A 16,512-nucleotide genomic window follows, 5' to 3' on the forward strand; every position below is an offset into this window, starting at 1 on the left:
GGTCCGGGAAGGAATTAGATGATCTTTTGAGCGACCAGGTACTGGGCGATCTTGCTGCCGCCGTCGCCTTCGTCGGTGATCTTCTCGCCTGCGGTCTTCGGCGGCTTCGGCGTGGACGACAGCACCGAAGTGCCGGCGTTGGCCAGGCCGACCTCGTCGCCCTCGACGCCGATCTCGGCCAGCGTCAGGGTGGTCACTTCCTTCTTCTTCGCGGCCATGATGCCCTTGAAGGACGGGAAGCGCGGCTCGTTGATCTTCTCGTTGACGCTGATGACCGCGGGCAACGAGGCCTCGAGGGTGAACACACCGTCGTCGGTCTCGCGCTCGCCGGTGATCTTGCCGCCCTCGACGGTCACCTTGCGCAGGTGCGTCAGCTGGGGCAGGCCGAGGTACTCGGCGATGATGGCCGGGACCGCACCGCCGGTTCCGTCGGTGGCCTCGTTGCCGGCGATGACCAGCTCGGTGCCTTCGATGGCGCCCAGCGCGCGGGCCAGAGCCCAGCCGGTCTGCACCATGTCGGAGCCGTGCAGGCCGTCGTCGAGCAGGTGAACGGCCTTGTCCGCACCCATCGACAGCGCCTTGCGGATCGCCTCGGTGGCGCGCTCCGGGCCGGCGGTCAGCACGGTGACGGTGCCGGCGGCGTCGCCTTCGCGCTCCTTGATCAGCAGCGCCTCTTCAACGGCACGCTCGTTGATCTCGTCCAGCACGGCATCGGCAGCGTCGCGATCGAGCGTGTAGTCACCGTCGGACAACTTGCGCTCGGACCACGTGTCTGGGACCTGTTTGATCAGGACCACGATGTTCGTCATGAGTCTTCTACGTCCTCCTGGCAGGCGTCCTGCGGCCAGAAAAGGTCGCAAGACTTTTGGTCATTCCGCAACACACATCATGTTACCGATGGGTAACTTAGAGTGGTTCGCACGATCACCATAGCTGGTCGAAGTTTGTGTATTAGCAGCCCATCGGTACCGAGCAGTTCGCGAACCACCAACTTCGGGTTAGCCTGCCTTGCAATGAGCGCATTCGTGACTGACGCAGGTGACAGCGGTTTGCCGCTGACCGGCGAGCGGACCATCCCCGGGCTGGCGGAAGAGAACTACTGGTTTCGCCGCCACGAGGTGGTCTACCGCCGCCTGCTCGACCTTTGCGCAGGTCGCGAGGTGCTGGAAGCGGGCTGCGGCGAGGGCTATGGCGCCGACCTGATCGCCTCGGTGGCGCGCCGGGTGGTGGCGGTGGACTATGACGCGGCGACGGTGGCGCATGTGGCCGCCCGCTACCCCCGGGTCGACGTCGTCGAAGGCAACCTGGCCGCCTTGCCGCTGCCGGACGCTTCAGTTGACGTTGTGGTGAACTTCCAGGTCATCGAGCACTTGTGGGATCAGCCACAATTCGTGGCCGAGTGCGCCCGGGTGCTGCGGCCCGGCGGCCTGCTGCTGATGTCGACGCCGAACCGCATCACCTTTTCCCCCGGCCTGGACACCCCGGTGAATCCGTTCCATACCCGCGAACTCAACGCCGACGAACTGACCGAGCTGCTGACCGGCGGCGGCCAGTTCGAGATGCGCACGATGAGCGGGGTCTTTCACGGGCCGGGCCTGGCCGCGATGGACCAACGCCACGGCGGCTCGATCATCGACGCCCAGATCGAGCGGGCATTGGCCGACGCTCCCTGGTCCGACGAGCTGCTGGCCGACGTCGCGGCCGTGCGCTGCGAGGACTTCGACGTGCTCCAGGAGGCCGACCGCGACATCGACGACAGCCTGGATCTGGTGGCGATCGCGGTGCGCGTATGAGCGACGCTCGCGGAGCGAATCGAGGATCGAGCGTGGATTCCATTCCCGGCCAGTTCACCCTCGTCCTGCACACCCACCTGCCGTGGCTGGCCCACCACGGCCGCTGGCCGGTCGGCGAGGAATGGCTCTACCAATCCTGGGCGGCTGCCTACCTCCCGCTGATGCGCGTGTTGCGCACGCTGGCCGCCGAAGGCCGTCGCGGCGTGATCACGCTGGGCATGACGCCGGTGGTCACCGCGCAACTCGACGACCCCTACTGCCTGGACGGTATGCACCGGTGGCTGGCCAATTGGCAGCTGCGGGCACTCGAGGCGGCCACCCTGCGCACCCCGACCGGCGCCGATGCCGGTACCGCGACGACTCCGGAAGCATTGCGCGAGTTCGGTATTCGTGAGTACGACGAGGCCGAGCGCGCCCTCGAGGACTTCAGCACGCTCTGGCGGCACGGCGCCAGCCCGCTGCTGCGCCAACTGATCGACGCCGGCACCGTCGAACTGCTGGGCGGTCCGCTGGCTCACCCGTTCCAGCCGCTGCTCAATCCGCGGCTGCGGGAATTCGCGCTCCGCGAAGGCCTGGCCGACGCCGGCCAGCGGTTCGCGCACACGCCCACAGGCATCTGGGCACCCGAATGTGCTTACGCCCCAGGCATGGAACATGACTACGCCGCCGCCGGCGTCGGTCACTTCATGGTCGACGGACCCTCGCTGCACGGTGACACCGCGCTCGGCCGGCCGGTCGGATCCACGAATGTGGTGGCGTTCGGCCGCGACCTTCAAGTCAGCTATCGGGTGTGGTCGCCGAAGTCGGGCTACCCCGGACATGCCGCCTACCGCGACTTCCACACCTATGACCATCTGACCGGGCTCAAGCCGGCTCGGGTCACCGGCCGCAACGTGGACTCGGCTGCCAAGGCGCCCTACGACCCGCAGCGCGCCGACCATGCCATCGACGCCCATGTCGCCGACTTCGTCGGAGTCGTCCGCCAGCGGTTGATCTCGGAGTCGCAGCGCATCGGCCGTCCCGCACATGTGGTGGCGGCCTTCGACACCGAGCTGTTCGGGCACTGGTGGTACGAGGGCCCGATCTGGCTCGAGCGGCTGCTGCGCGCACTGCCAGAAGCCGGCGTCCGGGTCGGCACGCTCAGCGATGCACTGTCCGCCGGGTACGTCGGGACGCCCGTCGAATTGCCGCCCAGCTCTTGGGGATCCGGCAAGGACTGGCAGGTCTGGGCCGGCGAGCAGGTGGCCGACATCGTCGCGCTCAACACCGAGGTCGTCGACACCGCCCTGACGACCGTCGACAAAGCGCTCGCACACCGCGGGGCCGCCCCCAGCCGGGATGTCGTTGCCGACCAGATCCTGCGCGAGACGCTGCTGACCGTGTCCAGCGACTGGCCGTTCATGGTCAGCAAGGACTCGGCGGCCGACTACGCGCGCTACCGCGCACACCTGCATGCCCATGCGGCCCGGGAAATCTCCGACGCGCTGGCCTCGGGACGCCGCGACGCCGCCGAACGGCTGGCCGCGGGCTGGAACCGGGCGGACGGGTTGTTCGGCGCACTCGACGCCCGGCGGCTGACCCGATGAAAATCCTGATGGTGTCCTGGGAATACCCGCCGGTGATCATCGGCGGGTTGGGGCGTCACGTCTACCAACTGGCGACCGCACTGGCCGCCGACGGTCACGATGTCGTGGTGCTGTCCCGGCGTCCGTCGGGCACCGATCCCAGCACGCACCCGACCACCGACGAGGTGCACGAGGGCGTCCGGGTGATCGCCGCCGCGCAGGACCCGCACGAATTCGACTTCGGCCGCGACATGATGGCGTGGACGATGGCCATGGGCCACGCCATGATCCGCGCCGGGCTGACCTTGCGGGCCAAGGGCTGGCAGCCCGACATCGTGCACGCCCACGACTGGCTGGTCGCCCATCCGGCCATTGCTCTGGCCGAATTCTTCGACGTGCCCATGGTTTCCACCGTGCACGCCACCGAGGCCGGTCGGCATTCCGGCTGGGTGTCCGGCCAGATCAGCCGCCAGGTGCACGCGGTCGAATCCTGGTTCGTCCGGGAGTCCGACTCGCTGATCGCCTGCTCGGCATCCATGGCTGACGAGATCGGTGAACTGTTTGGCCCGGACCTCGGCGAAATAGTCGTGATCCGTAACGGAATCGATTCCAGCCGTTGGCCGTTCGCGTCTCGCCCCGCCTCTTCGGGTCCACCGGAGTTGTTGTACATCGGCCGGCTCGAGTACGAGAAGGGCGTGCACGACGCGATCGCTGCGTTACCGCGCATCCGGCGTACCCATCCGGGAACGACGTTGACGATCGCCGGCGACGGGACCCAGCAGGACTGGTTGGTGGAAGTGGCGCGAAAGCACAAGGTGCTCAAAGCGGTTCACTTCAGCGGCCGCGTCGACCACGACGAGTTGCTGCGGCTGCTGCACCGCGCGGACGCCGCAGTGCTGCCCAGCCACTACGAGCCGTTCGGTATCGCCGCACTCGAGGCGGCTGCGGCGGGCATCCCGCTGGTCACGTCCACTGCCGGCGGTCTCGGCGAAGCGGTCATCGATGGCGAGACCGGGGTGTCCTTCCCGCCGCGCGACGTCACCGCACTGGCAGCGGCCGTGCGTCGCGTCCTCGACGATCCGGTCGCCGCGCAGCAACGAGCCATCGCCGCGCGAAACCGGTTGACCTCCGATTTCGACTGGCACACCGTGGCAGCCGAAACCGCTCAGGTCTACCTGGCCGCCAAACGCCACGAACGCGATCCCCTGCCGCGCCGGCCGATCGTCGAGCACGCACTGCCGGGGCGCTGAGGGCTCACGGCGTCCAGATCAGCAGATCCTCCATGCCGTTGTTCATGGTGACCGTGGTCGGCGCCGGCCCGGTGACGTCGAAGTGGATCTTGCCGGTCGCCATCGCGCCCTGCGGAATGGTGGCACCGCTGATGTTGGACGGAGCGGCGACCATCCAGAGCACCCGATACGCCGCCTGATTCGGAGCGACGGCGTTGAACTGCGAGATGGCGGGCGTGACCGGGCCGCTGATCGCGTTGACGGTTGCGGTCGCCTCCCACAGCTGGCCGGCCACCGGATAGCCGGGCATCACGTCGCTGCTGGGTTTGAGGTCACTGACCTTCCAGCTCAACGAGACCTGGCCGACGCTGTCGGTCATCATCAGCGGGCTTCCCAGTCTGCCGACGATGGGATAGTCGGCCGCCGCCGAGAACGGTGCGGCCGCCAGCGCGATGAGTGCGCTCAACGCGATGGCCAGTACAGCCTTGATGGAACTGGAGATCTTCACAGTGCCCTCCCCGATGAAGACATTGAATGGACGCCTTTGGCATAACCCCGGACGAACGCCGGAAGATAGTGCCCAAAGACCCGGGGAGAGATGACTTACGCCTCTAGACGGGACGCCTTCTTGCGTTCAATATCCGCCAGGGCCGCCGCCAGCTCGGCGCGCTGCGCAGCCGAGGTGTCCCAGGCCAGCTTACGGTTCTTGACGACCTTGGCCGGCGAGCCGACCGCGATCGAGAAATCCGGGATGTCACCCTTCACCACGGCGTGAGCGCCCAGGACGCAGCCCCGGCCGACCGTCGTACCGCGCAGCACGGTCACTTTGGCCGCGATCCAGGTGTCCGGCCCGATCCGCACCGGACTCTTGACGATGCCCTGGTCCTTGATCGGCATCTCGATGTTGTCCATCTTGTGGTCGAAGTCGCAGACGTAGCACCAGTCGGCCATCAGCGCCGAGTCACCCAGTTCGATGTCCAGGTAGCAGTTGATGACGTTGTCGCGGCCCAGCACCACTTTGTCGCCGAACCGCAGCGAGCCCTCATGGGCGCGGATGGTGTTCTTGTCACCGATGTGCACCCAGCGCCCGATCTCCAACTGCGCCAGTTCGGGGGTGGCGTGGATCTCGACGTCCTTGCCGAGGAACACCATCCCGCGGGTGATGATGTGCGGATTCGTCAGCTTGAACTTCAGCAGGCGCCAATAGCGCACCAGGTACCAGGGCGTGTAGGCCCGGTTCGCGATGACCCAGCGCAGCGAGTCCCTGGTCAGGAAGCGCGCCTGCCGCGGATCCCGCAGGCGCGAACCCATCCACCGCTTGTGGAGCGGCGATCCCCACATCGTCGTCATGGCCTGAGAGCCTAGTGGAGGTCGGGCGCGGGTTACCCTCGCCTGTACTGACACGGGAGCGCGATGGCGCGATGGGAAGGTGACACGGGTGCTGCGGCGATTGCTCGCGTTGGCGTCGGCCGCGCTGGTCGTGATCGGTTTGGCCGGTTGCGGCAACACGGACTCGTGGGTCCAGTCCACCGCGGCGCACGGCTGGTCGGCCCAGTACGCCGACGCCGCCAACAGCAGCTACACCGGCACGGGCGGCGCCTCGGCGCTCCGGCTGAAGTGGAGCCGCTCGGTGAAGGGCGAGCTCGGCGCGGGCGCCGCACTGGGCGACGGCAGTTACCTCGCGGCGAACGGGCAGACCGCCGGCGGCTGTTCGCTGATGGTGTGGGAGAACGACAACAACGGCAGGCAACGCTGGTGCACCCGGATGGTGCTCGGCGGCGGATTCGCCAGCCCGCTGTTCGACCAGTTCGACAATCTGTACATCGGCCAGCCCGGCATGATGCAGTCCTACCCGCCGACCCAGTGGATCCGCTGGCGCCAGAACGTCATCGGAATGCCCACGACGGCACGGTTTCTCGGTGGCGGCCAGTTGCTTGTCGTCACCCACCTCGGGCAGGTGCTGGTGTTCGACTCCCACCGCGGTGACGTGACCGGCACCCCGATGGATCTCGTCGAGGGCCTCGACCCGACCGATTCGGTCCGCGGGCTGACCGATTGCGCTCAGGGACTGCCGCAGTGCCCGGTGGCCGCACCCCCTGCCTACGCCGCCGCGACCCGCACCATCGTCGTGAGTCTGTGGCTGCCCGGCGCCAAGGCGTCGACGCTCGTCGGCTTGCAGTACCACCCCGGCCAGACCCCGCTGCTCACCCGCGAGTGGACGTCGGACGCCATCGCCGCCGGCGTGCTGGCCGCACCGGTGGCGTCCGCCGACGGGACCACGGTGTACATCACCGGCCGCGACCACAAACTGTGGGCCTTGAAGACCTCCGACGGCAAGCCGAAATGGTCTGCGCCGCTGGACTTTCTGCCCCAAACCCCGCCGTCGGTGTCACCCGACGGGCTGATCGTCGTGGGCGGCGGCCCCAATACCCGCCTGGTTGCGCTCAAGGACGCCGGCGACCACGCCCAGGTTGCCTGGCGCCGCGACGATGTCACACCGTTGAGCACGTCGAGTCAGGCCGGACCCGTGGCCTACACGGTGGTCGCCGGCTCGCCGTCGGGACTGTCGTTGCTGGCGTTCGACCCCGCTGACGGTCACACCCTCAACAGCTATCCCCTGCCGCAGGCCGATGGCTTCCCGGTGGGGGTGTCGGTCGGTCTCGATCGGCGGGTCGTGGTGGCCACCAGCGCCGGCCAGTTGTACAGCTTCGACCCCGTCTAGGTGAGCTGCAGCGGCGGGAGCGCCGCTCGCGGCACCGAGGCCGAGGTGGCCCCGGCGTCCGACGGCAGCAGCTCGCCCTGACCGAAGTAGAAGATCACCGCATCGTCGGTGATGGCGAAATTCTGATAATGCGACGGGTCGAGTCCGTCGCCGGTGGCGATCACGCCGGTCAGACCGGTCTGCCGCTCGAGATCGGCTTGCACGATCGGGAATATCGTGTTGAGAACCTTGGCGTCGGGCGCAAAGAGCGTCTCGAACGTCACCGGCTTGCGGTGCGCCACATCGTAGGTGAACGCCTTGTACCAGGTCGTCGGGTGGGCGCCACCGACGTCTTGGAAGAGTTTCAGCACCACGCTCTGGGTGGCGCCGGGCGGCGGTCCCGAGGTGAATGATTCTGTGGTGACGTCCATTTCGTACGGCACATTGCGGATCGATGGCATCTGCGCGACATTGGTGAATCCCTCGCGGTTTTGCGTCAAATAGTCCAGGACGGCCTGCTCGTCGGCGTAGTCGGTGGGGAACCGCAGATCCATCGTGTAGCCGGAGGCGGCGGTGTGGACATGGCAGACATTGCCCGCCTCCATGGTTCCGCCCATGGCCGCGCAGTCGGTCGCCGCACCGGCCACCGCGATGGATTGTTCAGCGATCAGCACGCCGAAGACCAGCAGGGTGGCCAGATGGGAAATGCGCATTCGTCGACAGTCCTCGCGCTCGAAGACGGCACCGGCGCCGCTGGCCGCCAGCGTACCCGCGCTAGGTGTGTGCGGCGGACGCTCGACAGAGGAACACCGCAGAGCGCTCCCCCGCGCCGGCGCCGATCCGGGTGATCACCAGCGACAGCGAGGCGCGCCCGGTCGGCCGCAGCCGTCGACGCAGTGCATCGGGATCGACGCCGACACCGCGCACCAGGATTTCGAGCTGCCCGCAATCACGCTGTGAGAGTGCTTGGCGCAGAATCTTTTCCCGCAACGGCAGCTCGTCGAGCACTTCGAAGCCACGCACCCCGGGTGGCACGTGATCGCCACTGAGGTACGCGATCTCCGGGTCGAGCTGCCACAGCCCGTGCCGGGCCGCGTAATGGCGGACCAGTCCGGCGCGCACGATCGCCCCGTCCGGGTCGACGATCCAGCGGCCGGCGGGGCGCGTCGGGCAGTCATCGGGGTCGGCGTCGGTGACCACCTCGCCGCGGTCCAGGACGCAGGCCCGCCGGCGGACTCCCGGTGTGGCCAGCGCAGGCGACCACAGACAGGCCTCCCGCACCGAACCGCCGGCCGAGGTCACCTCGATCTCACCCTCGAAGCCCAGCTCCGCGACCGCCTCGAAATCGATTCCGGGCGCGCACTTCACGACGGTGGAGCGGCCGCGGTAGGCGTCGTACAGCGCGTCCAGCGGTGGCACGTAGTCGCGGGGATCGAAGCGCCGACGCCCGCCTGACCGGCGCGCCGGATCGAGCAGCACCACAGCGTCGCGGCTCACCGGGTGCAGCGCATCGGCACGGCACAGCGCCACGTCCGGCACGTTGTGATGCGCCATCGCCAGGCGCATCTCGTCGATGTCGCTGCCGACGAGCACGGCCGCCGTGGACCGCAACGCGGCCAGCTCGGTGCCGATCGAACAGGTCGCGTCGTGCACCACCGCACCGGCCAGCCGGGCGGCCCGGTGCCGGGCCACCGGCTCGGCGGTGGCCTGCTGCAGGGCGTCGTCGGTGAACAACCATCGCGACACGTCGCCCAGGTCCCCGAGTTTGGCGACGGCCTTGCGGCGCAACAACGTCGTCTCGACCAGCGCGGTGCTGCGCTCGGCGAACCGGTCGCGGATCGCGGTGACGTCGGCGAGCCGGGTGGCATCGGTCAGCCGATAGCCGGCGACCTCGGCCAGCGCCGCCACACCGGCGTCACTGGTGAGGTAGGTGACGTCGTCGCGCCCGAAGGTCAGGACGGCTTGACCCCGGTGATCATGACGTTGTAGTACCAGCCCTTGGGCACAACGCGCCGCCAGAGGTTGTCATCCACCCAGCTCAGGCCGATCCAGCTGTTGAAGGCGAACTTGGCGTAGCCCCAGCCCAGCTTGCCGGGCGGTACGGCGGCCTCGAACGTGCGCAGCGGCCAGCCGAGCATCGCGGCGGTGAACTCAGTGGTCGAGGTCGACACGTCGACGGCACCCGCGCTGCGGGCCATCCGCTCGAGGTCGGCGGGATCGAAGGTGTGCAGGTCGACGACCGCCTCCAGCGCGGCGGCGCGCGACGACTCGTCGAGTTCGGCCTGCGGCCGCCGCCAGCCCTGAAGGCCGGGCAGCTTGGTGGCGTTGGTGGCCACCCGCCAGGTCAGCGTCGACAGCGAGCGGGCGTAGGTGTTGCCGACGCTGGTCGGCTCGCCGGCGAACACGAACCGGCCGCCCGGCTTGAGCACCCGCACGACTTCGCGCAGGGACTTCTCGACGTCGGGGATGTGGTGCAGCACGGCATGGCCGACGACGAGGTCGAAGGTGTCGTCCTCGTACGGGACACCCTCTGCGTCGGCGACCCGGCCGTCGATGTCCAGACCCAGGTTCTCGCCGTTGCGGGTGGCGACCTTGACCATGCCCGGCGACAGATCGGTCACCGAGCCACGTCGGGCCACACCCGCCTGGATCAGGTTGAGCAGGAAGAAGCCGCTGCCGCAGCCCAGCTCGAGCGCGCGGTCATAGGGCAGCTCGCGCAATTCCTCGGGGGGCACGGTCGCGTCGAAGAGATTGCGGGCGTAGTCCACGCAGCGTTTGTCGTACGAGATCGACCATTTGTCGTCGTAGCTCTCGGCCTCCCAGTCGTGGTAGAGGATCTGCGCCAGCTTGCTGTCCTTGAGCGCGGCCTCGACTTGTTCCGCGGTGGCGTGCGGCTGCGGGGCCGGGTCGATCGTCGTCATCAGGGCAGCCTAACTGCCGTCCCCGGCGGAGAAGACCTGGCCGTAGCGTTCGGCCTGCTCACGGGCATCGAGCCGACCGTCGATGAGGGCTTTCGCACCGGCCAGCGCGCTCGGCTCGGCGTCGACGAACCGGCCCGCCCACGCCGCTGCGGCGTCGAAGACGTGGTCGGGGGCCACCATCTCGTCGATGAGTCCGAGCGCCAGTGACTCCTTGGCGTCGACGAAGCGCCCGCTGAACGCCAGCTCCTTGGCCCGCGCCGGCCCGACCGCCCCGGCCAGCCGCTCGGCTCCACCGCCGCCGGGGACCAGCCCGGCCAGGATTTCAGTGGCACCGAGTTTGACGTTGTCGCCGCTGACCCGCCAGTCGGCGGCCAACGCCAGGCTCAGCCCGGCGCCCAGCGCGTAGCCGGTGATCGCCGCAACCGTCGGCTTGGGAATCGCCGCCACCGCATCGAGTGCATCGCGGCGCAGCCGGTCGGCAGCCTCGGCCTCGGCGCGGTTCAGCGTGCGCAGTTCCGGGACGTCGTCGCCTGCGGAGAAGATCTCGTGGCCGCCGAACAGGATCACCGTCGCGATGTCGGCGCGGCGGCCCACCTCGGCGGCCGCGTCGATGAGCTCGCGGTAGGTCTGCCTGGTCAGGGCGTTGGTCGGTGGGCGCGACAGCAGCAGCACGCCCACTGCTGGGTGCTGCTCGCCGACGTGCACATGTGCGAACTCGCGCACCTCAGTCGCCGCCGTAACCCTGCGGGGCGCGACGGTTGCGCGCCTCGTTGTACCGATCGCTGTTGAAGAACTCGATCTCCCAGTTACCTTCGCGCACAGCGAGATTGGGTTGAACAACCACGATCTGGCGTTCCAGCGCCAGAACCTCGTCGACCGAGCGCCCGGCCAGCGAGTCCAGTTGCGTCCAGGTCGGCGGCAGCAGGAACGAGCGGGCCTCGGCGAAGTCCTCGATGGCGGCCTCCGGACTGGTCCAGGCGGCGTGATCGGATTCGGTGTTGTGGCCGTCGGCGCGCTGGCCCGCCGGCAGGGCGCCGACGAAAAAGTAGGTGTCGTAGCGCCGGGTGCGCTCTTCCTCAGGAGTGACCCAATTGGCCCACGGCCGCAGCAGGTCGGCGCGCAGCACCAACTTCTCCCGGCGCAGGAAGTCCGAGAACGACAGGCTGCGGTCCACCAGGGCCCCGCGCGCCTCCCGATAGACCGACGCATCGGCGACGATGCCGTCCGGATCGTCGGCCGGTCCGGCGAACAACACCCCGGACTCCTCGAACGTCTCGCGGGCCGCGGCACACACCAACGCTTCGGCGAGATCGTCGTCGATGCCGAACCGGGTGGCCCACCAGTCCGGCCCGGGCCCGTACCAGGCGATGTCGGAGTTGCGGTCGCGGTCATCGACACCGCCGCCCGGGAACACCATCACCCCGCCGGCGAACTCCATCGCGCTGTGGCGGCGCATCAGAAAAACCTCGACGCCCTCGGCCGGGGTGTCCCGGATCAGCATGACCGTCGCCGCCGGGCGGACCGGCAATGGTTCGGGCTTGTCGCTCATCAGCGCCTCCTGTGGGCCGCGCGACTGCGCACACGTCGGGCGAAGTAGCGGCCGTCGATGACGTCCAGCGCAATCGATTGCCCGAACGCGGTGGACAGATTCTCCGCCGTCAGGGTGTCACGCAGCAGTCCACCGGCCACCACCTGGCCCTCGGACAGGATCAGGCAGTGGCTGAAGCCCGGCGGGATCTCCTCGACATGGTGGGTGACCAGTACCAGCGCGGGTGCGTCGGGGTCGGCAGCCAGATCGGCCAGCCGGGCGACCAGTTCCTCGCGGCCACCGAGGTCCAGCCCGGCTGCGGGCTCGTCGAGCAGGAGCAACTCGGGATCGGTCATCAGCGAGCGGGCGATCAGCACGCGTTTGCGTTCACCCTCCGACAGGGTGCCGTAGGTGCGGTCGGCCAGGTGTTCGGCGCCGACGCTCTCCAACGTGTCCACGGCGCGGGCGTAGTCGATTTCGTCGTAATTCTCCCGCCACCGGCCCAACACGGCGTACCCAGCCGAGACGACCAGATCGCGGACCAGTTCGTCGTCTGGCACCCGCTGTGCGAGCGCCGCGCTGCTCAACCCCACCCGCTGGCGCAACTCGGCCATGTCGGTGCGGCCCAGCCGCTCCGCGAGCACGTAGGCCACGCCGGACGACGGATGTTCCATCGCGGCCGCCATCCGCAGCAGCGAGGTCTTGCCTGCGCCGTTGGGGCCGATCACCACCCAGCGTTCGTCGAGTTCGACCTGCCAGGTGATGGGCCCGACCAGGACCCGGCCCCCGCGGCGCAGCGATACTTTCCGGAAGTCGATCAGCAGGTCGGAGTCGACCTCGTCGGCGGCATCGGACACTGCACCATCGTGCCGTATTCACCGGCGGCTGTACGTCTGGGGTCGCTGCGTTTTCGACTCTTCTCGAGGATGTTCGCCCACCCGCTGGCGGCCAGGACCGGTTTCGGGGTGAGACGCAGGACGAGTTGCACCATCGGCCCGATACCGAAGGCGTAGATGACGGTTCCGACTCCCACGCTGCCGCCCAGCAGCCATCCCACCGCCAGCACGGTGGCTTCGATTGCGGTGCGCACGACACGTACCGAAACACCGGTCCGCGCAACCAGTCCCGTCATCAAGCCGTCACGGGGACCGGGTCCCAGGCCGGCGCCCACGTAGAGAACCGTCGATACCGCGTTGAGCAGCACCGCTGCCAGCATCAGGGCGACCCGGGCCGGTACCGATTCCGGTGCGGTCAGCACGGCCAGTCCGGCGTCGACGGTGACCGCGATGACGACGACGTTGGCGACCGTGCCGATACCGGGCTTGTTGCGCAACGGGATCCAGGCCAGTAGTACGACGACACCGACCACCGCCGAGGCCACCCCGATGGTCATCGGTGTGTGCCGGGTCAGCCCCTGGTGGAACACATCCCACGGATCGAGGCCGAGCCCGGCGCGCACCATCATCGCCATCGAGAGGCCGTAGCCGGTGAGGCCGGTCAGCAGGGCGAACCCGCGCAGCGCCGTGCTCACCGGTGGTCGGAGAACCGCACGCGCAAGGCGTCGAGATCCGCGCGCATCCGGCGCGCGTCGGCGTCGACGTCATCCCATCCGGTCGAGGACGGATTCCACGGGCCGTGGCCGGGGTCGAGGAGGGTCGCGAGCCGGGAGGCCACTCGGGAGAACCAGGTACTCATGTGAACCATACTTCCGACGGATTGGCTTGCTCTTCAATAGCCAGTTGACTCATACTGGCCTTCAAATGCCGACGACGATGAAGGCCAGAACCCTTGACCCGGACCTTTTGGTCCGAGAGCTGGGCAACTGGCGTACCTCCAGCAAAAGTGGCCCCTCCTACCAAGCATTGGCCGACGGGCTGCGGATGCTGATCGTCGACGGCCGGCTGCCGGTCGGTTCGCGACTGCCCAGCGAGCGCGTGCTCGCCGACGCGCTGCGGGTCTCCCGGACCACCGTCACCGCCGCGTACGCGGACCTGGGCGACAGCGGCTATCTGCATGCCCGGCGCGGCGCCCGCAGTACGGTTGCCCTCCCCCACACTCCGGTCAGTGTCCCGACCGCGACACCGGCCGCCATCAACCTGGCGTCGGCTGCTCTGGCCGCCCCGGCCAGCGCAGTGCAGGACGCGTTCACCGAGGCCGCCCGCGAGTCCGCCGGCTATCTGCAGCAAACCGGACATGACATGCGCGGGATCTTGCCCTTTCGTGAGGCGATCGCCGAACGCTATTGCGCCAGAGGGCTTCCCACCGAAGCCGACCAGATCATGGTCACCAGCGGCGCGCAGCACGCGATCGCGTTGATCCTGACGACCTACGTTCAGCCCGGAGATCGCGTACTCGTCGAGCAGCCCACCTATCACGGGGCGCTCAGCGCGATCGCGACCGCGGGCGCCCGGCCCGTTCCGGTCGCGATGACAAGGGAGGGTTGGGAACTCGACGCCGTACACGCCGCCGTGCGCCAACTCGCCCCGACTCTGGCCTACCTGGTGCCTGACAATCACAATCCGACAGGGTTCTCGATGCCGCCCGCGGACCGCAAGCGAATTTGCGACATCGTCGCCGAGACCCGCACCCGCACAGTGATCGACGAAACCCTCACCGACGTCTGGATCGACGAGCCGGTGCCGCCGCCGGTCGCCGCCTCGATGAGGACGCGCACCGACCTGATGATCACGATCGGATCGATGTCGAAGTCGTTCTGGGGCGGGATGCGCATCGGCTGGATCCGCGCCGAACCGAGCGTGCTCGCCACCATTCGCGCAGTCCGCCCGTCGATTGATCTCGGTACGTCGGTGGTCGAACAGCTCGCTGCGGCAAGGCTTCTCACGCGGCGCGAGGAGGTACTGCCCGAACGCCGGGAGATCCTACGGGGGCGACGGGCGCTACTCCTCGAACTGTTGGAGCAACACCTGCCGGAGTGGCGTCCGCTGCCGGGCACCGGCGGCATGTCGGTGTGGGTACAGCTGCCCGCGCCGGTGAGCTCGGCGATGTGCGCGTCGGCATCCCGGCTCGGCGTCGAGTTGCCACCCGGCCCCCGCTTCGGGGTGGACGGCACACTGGAGCGCTTCGTCCGGATTCCGTTCGCACTGCCCGAGGACGAGTTGACCGAGGCAATCGAATTGCTCGGCCGGGCGTGGCGCAGCATCACCGGCTCGGCCACCGTCGAGTCGACGGCCGTGGTGATCTAGGGCGCGCTCACCTCTCTTCGCGCCGAAACCGACAATTCGCAGAGAAAGTGCGAGTGATCGCCTGCAAAACGTCGAGTTCGGTGCCTGAGCGCCTACTCCGGCGGGATCTCGACCCTGCGCAGCACGCCGTCGACGGCGTCGGCCGCCTCGATTTCGGCGCGGGTGATGCCGAGGATGAACAGCACGGTGTCCAGGTAGGGATGGCTCAGCGAGGTGTCGGCGACCGCGCGCAACGCGGGCTTGGCGTTGAACGCCACTCCGAGCCCGGCAGCGGCCAGCATGTCGATGTCGTTGGCCCCGTCGCCGACCGCCACGGTCTGCTCCATCGGAACACCGGCCTGGCGCGCGAAGTCACGCAGCGCCTTGGCTTTTCCGGCGCGGTCGACGACCTCGCCGACGACCCGCCCGGTCAGCTTGCCGTCGACGATCTCGAGTTCGTTGGCGGCGACGAAGTCCAGCATCAGCTCATGCGCCAGCGGATCGATCACCTGACGGAAGCCGCCCGAGACCACCCCGCAGTGGAAGCCCAGGCGTCGCAACGTCCGGATCGTGGTGCGTGCGCCGGGGGTCAGCTCGATCTTCTCGGCGACCTCGTCGAGCACCTCGGCGGGCAGGCCGGCCAGCGTTTCAACCCGGCGATGCAGCGATTCGGCGAAGTCCAGTTCGCCCCGCATGGCCGCCTCGGTGACGGCGGCGACCGCCTCCTCGGCACCGGCGTGGGCGGCCAGCATCTCGATGACCTCACCCTGGATGAGCGTGGAGTCGACGTCGAACACGATGAGCCGCTTGGCCCGTCGCTCCAGGCTGTAGTTCTCGACGGCGATGTCCAGGCCCTGTTCCGACGCCACCCGGGCCAGCAGCGTGCGCAACTCGCCACCCACACCGGCGGGAACCGACACCCGCAACTCCAGTCCCGTCACCGGGTAGTCGGAGACGCCGCGGATGAAGTCGATATTGACCCCGAGCGCGGCGGCCTCGCGAGCCACCACCCCGAAGGCTGCCGCCGTGATCGGCCGCCCGAGCACCACGATGGTGTGCGTCGACGGCTCACGGATGATCGGGGTGTCGTCGCTGCGTTCGATCGTCACGTCCAGCCCGACACGATGAATCGCCGTGGTGACGTCATCGCGCAGTTGCACACCGTCGGCCACACTGGCGTCGCCGGAGACCAGCACACCGAGCGTCAGCCGCCCGCGGATCACCACCTGCTCGACGTTGAGGAGATCAACGGCATGGCGGGCCAACACTTCGAACAGCGCGGAGGTGACGCCAGGCTGGTCTACACCGGTGACGGTGATCAGCACCGACACCTTGGACATGGTCATACCCGGAGGGTTGCGGATCCCGAGTTAGGTGCGGACGTGCTCGTCGTCGAGACGCGTGACGTCGCCGTCGTCCGGGCCGTGCGCGCGCCCGACGTGGGCCTCGGCACGCATCCGCTCGATCATGTGCGGGTAGTGCAGTTCGAATGCCGGGCGCTCCGAACGGATTCGGGGCAGCTCGGTGAAGTTGTGCCGCGGCGGCGGGCACGAGGTGGCCCACTCCAGCGAGTTGCCGTAACCCCACGGATCG

Annotated in this window: 17 protein-coding genes and 1 pseudogene; 5 read left to right on the forward strand and 13 right to left on the reverse strand. The window is 68.5% G+C overall.

Features of this window, described 5'->3' with window-relative positions:
* Positions 1-14 precede the first annotated feature (14 nt).
* Positions 15-809, reverse strand: coding sequence for an electron transfer flavoprotein subunit beta/FixA family protein (locus AB4879_RS15805; protein WP_036339299.1), 795 nt, complete (start codon positions 807-809; stop codon positions 15-17).
* Positions 810-944: 135 nt separating this feature from the next.
* Between AB4879_RS15805 and AB4879_RS15810 the strand changes: the two genes are divergently transcribed.
* The 3 genes from AB4879_RS15810 to AB4879_RS15820 are packed head-to-tail and all read left to right on the forward strand — an operon-like array spanning position 945 to position 4,608.
* Positions 945-1,793 (forward strand): class I SAM-dependent methyltransferase, encoded by an 849-nt coding sequence (locus tag AB4879_RS15810; protein ID WP_370508300.1) that lies wholly within the window; start codon positions 945-947, stop codon positions 1,791-1,793.
* The gene (locus AB4879_RS15815) at positions 1,790-3,379 is read left to right on the forward strand and encodes a 1,4-alpha-glucan branching protein domain-containing protein (RefSeq protein ID WP_370508301.1); all 1,590 of its coding nucleotides are present in this window, start codon (positions 1,790-1,792) and stop codon (positions 3,377-3,379) included. The genes AB4879_RS15810 and AB4879_RS15815 overlap by 4 nt, the downstream gene beginning before the upstream one ends.
* Positions 3,376-4,608: a glycosyltransferase family 4 protein gene (locus AB4879_RS15820; protein ID WP_370508302.1), complete on the forward strand. Its 1,233-nt coding sequence runs from the start codon at positions 3,376-3,378 to the stop codon at positions 4,606-4,608. The genes AB4879_RS15815 and AB4879_RS15820 overlap by 4 nt, the downstream gene beginning before the upstream one ends.
* Positions 4,609-4,612: 4 nt before the next feature.
* On the opposite strand, the gene AB4879_RS15825 is transcribed toward AB4879_RS15820, so the two are convergent.
* Positions 4,613-5,095: an MPT63 family protein gene (locus AB4879_RS15825; RefSeq protein WP_370508303.1), complete on the reverse strand. Its 483-nt coding sequence runs from the start codon at positions 5,093-5,095 to the stop codon at positions 4,613-4,615.
* 95 nt (positions 5,096-5,190) lie between these two features.
* Positions 5,191-5,937: an acyltransferase gene (locus tag AB4879_RS15830; protein WP_083116693.1), complete on the reverse strand. Its 747-nt coding sequence runs from the start codon at positions 5,935-5,937 to the stop codon at positions 5,191-5,193.
* 109 nt (positions 5,938-6,046) lie between these two features.
* Here AB4879_RS15830 and AB4879_RS15835 point away from each other — a divergent pair, with 109 nt between their 5' ends.
* Complete coding sequence (locus AB4879_RS15835; RefSeq protein ID WP_370508344.1) at positions 6,047-7,309, forward strand: PQQ-binding-like beta-propeller repeat protein; 1,263 nt, start codon at positions 6,047-6,049, stop codon at positions 7,307-7,309.
* Here the strand turns inward: AB4879_RS15835 and AB4879_RS15840 are convergent.
* The 8 genes from AB4879_RS15840 to AB4879_RS15875 all read right to left on the reverse strand — a co-directional run bounded on the left by AB4879_RS15840 (position 7,306) and on the right by AB4879_RS15875 (position 13,432).
* Positions 7,306-8,001: an esterase gene (locus AB4879_RS15840; RefSeq protein WP_102806956.1), complete on the reverse strand. Its 696-nt coding sequence runs from the start codon at positions 7,999-8,001 to the stop codon at positions 7,306-7,308. The genes AB4879_RS15835 and AB4879_RS15840 overlap by 4 nt on opposite strands.
* A gap of 61 nt (positions 8,002-8,062) precedes the next feature.
* The gene (locus AB4879_RS15845) at positions 8,063-9,283 is read right to left on the reverse strand and encodes a class I SAM-dependent methyltransferase (RefSeq protein ID WP_370508346.1); all 1,221 of its coding nucleotides are present in this window, start codon (positions 9,281-9,283) and stop codon (positions 8,063-8,065) included.
* Complete coding sequence (locus AB4879_RS15850; RefSeq protein WP_370508304.1) at positions 9,241-10,209, reverse strand: class I SAM-dependent methyltransferase; 969 nt, start codon at positions 10,207-10,209, stop codon at positions 9,241-9,243. Before AB4879_RS15850 ends, AB4879_RS15845 begins: the two co-directional genes overlap by 43 nt.
* 9 nt (positions 10,210-10,218) lie before the next feature.
* Positions 10,219-10,932, reverse strand: a complete 714-nt coding sequence (locus AB4879_RS15855) for an enoyl-CoA hydratase (RefSeq protein WP_370508305.1) — start codon at positions 10,930-10,932, stop codon at positions 10,219-10,221.
* 1 nt (position 10,933) lies between these two features.
* Entirely contained in the window at positions 10,934-11,758 is an 825-nt protein-coding gene (locus tag AB4879_RS15860) for an NUDIX hydrolase (RefSeq protein ID WP_102806960.1), read from the reverse strand.
* The gene (locus AB4879_RS15865; RefSeq protein WP_370508347.1) at positions 11,758-12,612 is read right to left on the reverse strand and encodes an ABC transporter ATP-binding protein; all 855 of its coding nucleotides are present in this window, start codon (positions 12,610-12,612) and stop codon (positions 11,758-11,760) included. Before AB4879_RS15865 ends, AB4879_RS15860 begins: the two co-directional genes overlap by 1 nt.
* Positions 12,555-13,268: a YitT family protein gene (locus AB4879_RS15870; protein WP_370508306.1), complete on the reverse strand. Its 714-nt coding sequence runs from the start codon at positions 13,266-13,268 to the stop codon at positions 12,555-12,557. Before AB4879_RS15870 ends, AB4879_RS15865 begins: the two co-directional genes overlap by 58 nt.
* Positions 13,265-13,432: a hypothetical protein gene (locus AB4879_RS15875; RefSeq protein WP_096310941.1), complete on the reverse strand. Its 168-nt coding sequence runs from the start codon at positions 13,430-13,432 to the stop codon at positions 13,265-13,267. Before AB4879_RS15875 ends, AB4879_RS15870 begins: the two co-directional genes overlap by 4 nt.
* Positions 13,433-13,497: 65 nt before the next feature.
* Between AB4879_RS15875 and AB4879_RS15880 the strand changes: the two genes are divergently transcribed.
* On the forward strand, positions 13,498-14,940 hold the full coding sequence (locus AB4879_RS15880; RefSeq protein WP_370508307.1) for a PLP-dependent aminotransferase family protein: 1,443 nt from the start codon (positions 13,498-13,500) through the stop codon (positions 14,938-14,940).
* A gap of 92 nt (positions 14,941-15,032) precedes the next feature.
* Here the strand turns inward: AB4879_RS15880 and serB are convergent, their stop codons facing one another.
* Positions 15,033-16,259, reverse strand: coding sequence for a phosphoserine phosphatase SerB (gene serB, locus AB4879_RS15885; RefSeq protein ID WP_199189856.1), 1,227 nt, complete (start codon positions 16,257-16,259; stop codon positions 15,033-15,035).
* 30 nt (positions 16,260-16,289) lie between these two features.
* Positions 16,290-16,512, reverse strand: a pseudogene (locus tag AB4879_RS15890) (cytochrome ubiquinol oxidase subunit I); the annotation flags it as partial.

The sequence above is a fragment of the Mycobacterium sp. SA01 genome (assembly GCF_041287105.1).
Classification (GTDB): domain Bacteria; phylum Actinomycetota; class Actinomycetes; order Mycobacteriales; family Mycobacteriaceae; genus Mycobacterium.

What these genes read in the sequence shown, in the direction of transcription:
- AB4879_RS15830 (WP_083116693.1), bottom strand. Translation starts at nt 5,937, where the DNA reads ATGACGACGATGTGGGGATCGCCGCTCCACAAGCGGTGGATGGGTTCG.
- serB (WP_199189856.1), bottom strand. Translation starts at nt 16,259, where the DNA reads ATGTCCAAGGTGTCGGTGCTGATCACCGTCACCGGTGTAGACCAGCCT.
- AB4879_RS15805 (WP_036339299.1), bottom strand. Translation starts at nt 809, where the DNA reads ATGACGAACATCGTGGTCCTGATCAAACAGGTCCCAGACACGTGGTCC.
- AB4879_RS15860 (WP_102806960.1), bottom strand. Translation starts at nt 11,758, where the DNA reads ATGAGCGACAAGCCCGAACCATTGCCGGTCCGCCCGGCGGCGACGGTC.
- AB4879_RS15850 (WP_370508304.1), bottom strand. Translation starts at nt 10,209, where the DNA reads ATGACGACGATCGACCCGGCCCCGCAGCCGCACGCCACCGCGGAACAA.
- AB4879_RS15880 (WP_370508307.1), top strand. Translation starts at nt 13,498, where the DNA reads ATGCCGACGACGATGAAGGCCAGAACCCTTGACCCGGACCTTTTGGTC.
- AB4879_RS15875 (WP_096310941.1), bottom strand. Translation starts at nt 13,432, where the DNA reads ATGAGTACCTGGTTCTCCCGAGTGGCCTCCCGGCTCGCGACCCTCCTC.
- AB4879_RS15840 (WP_102806956.1), bottom strand. Translation starts at nt 8,001, where the DNA reads ATGCGCATTTCCCATCTGGCCACCCTGCTGGTCTTCGGCGTGCTGATC.
- AB4879_RS15820 (WP_370508302.1), top strand. Translation starts at nt 3,376, where the DNA reads ATGAAAATCCTGATGGTGTCCTGGGAATACCCGCCGGTGATCATCGGC.
- AB4879_RS15815 (WP_370508301.1), top strand. Translation starts at nt 1,790, where the DNA reads ATGAGCGACGCTCGCGGAGCGAATCGAGGATCGAGCGTGGATTCCATT.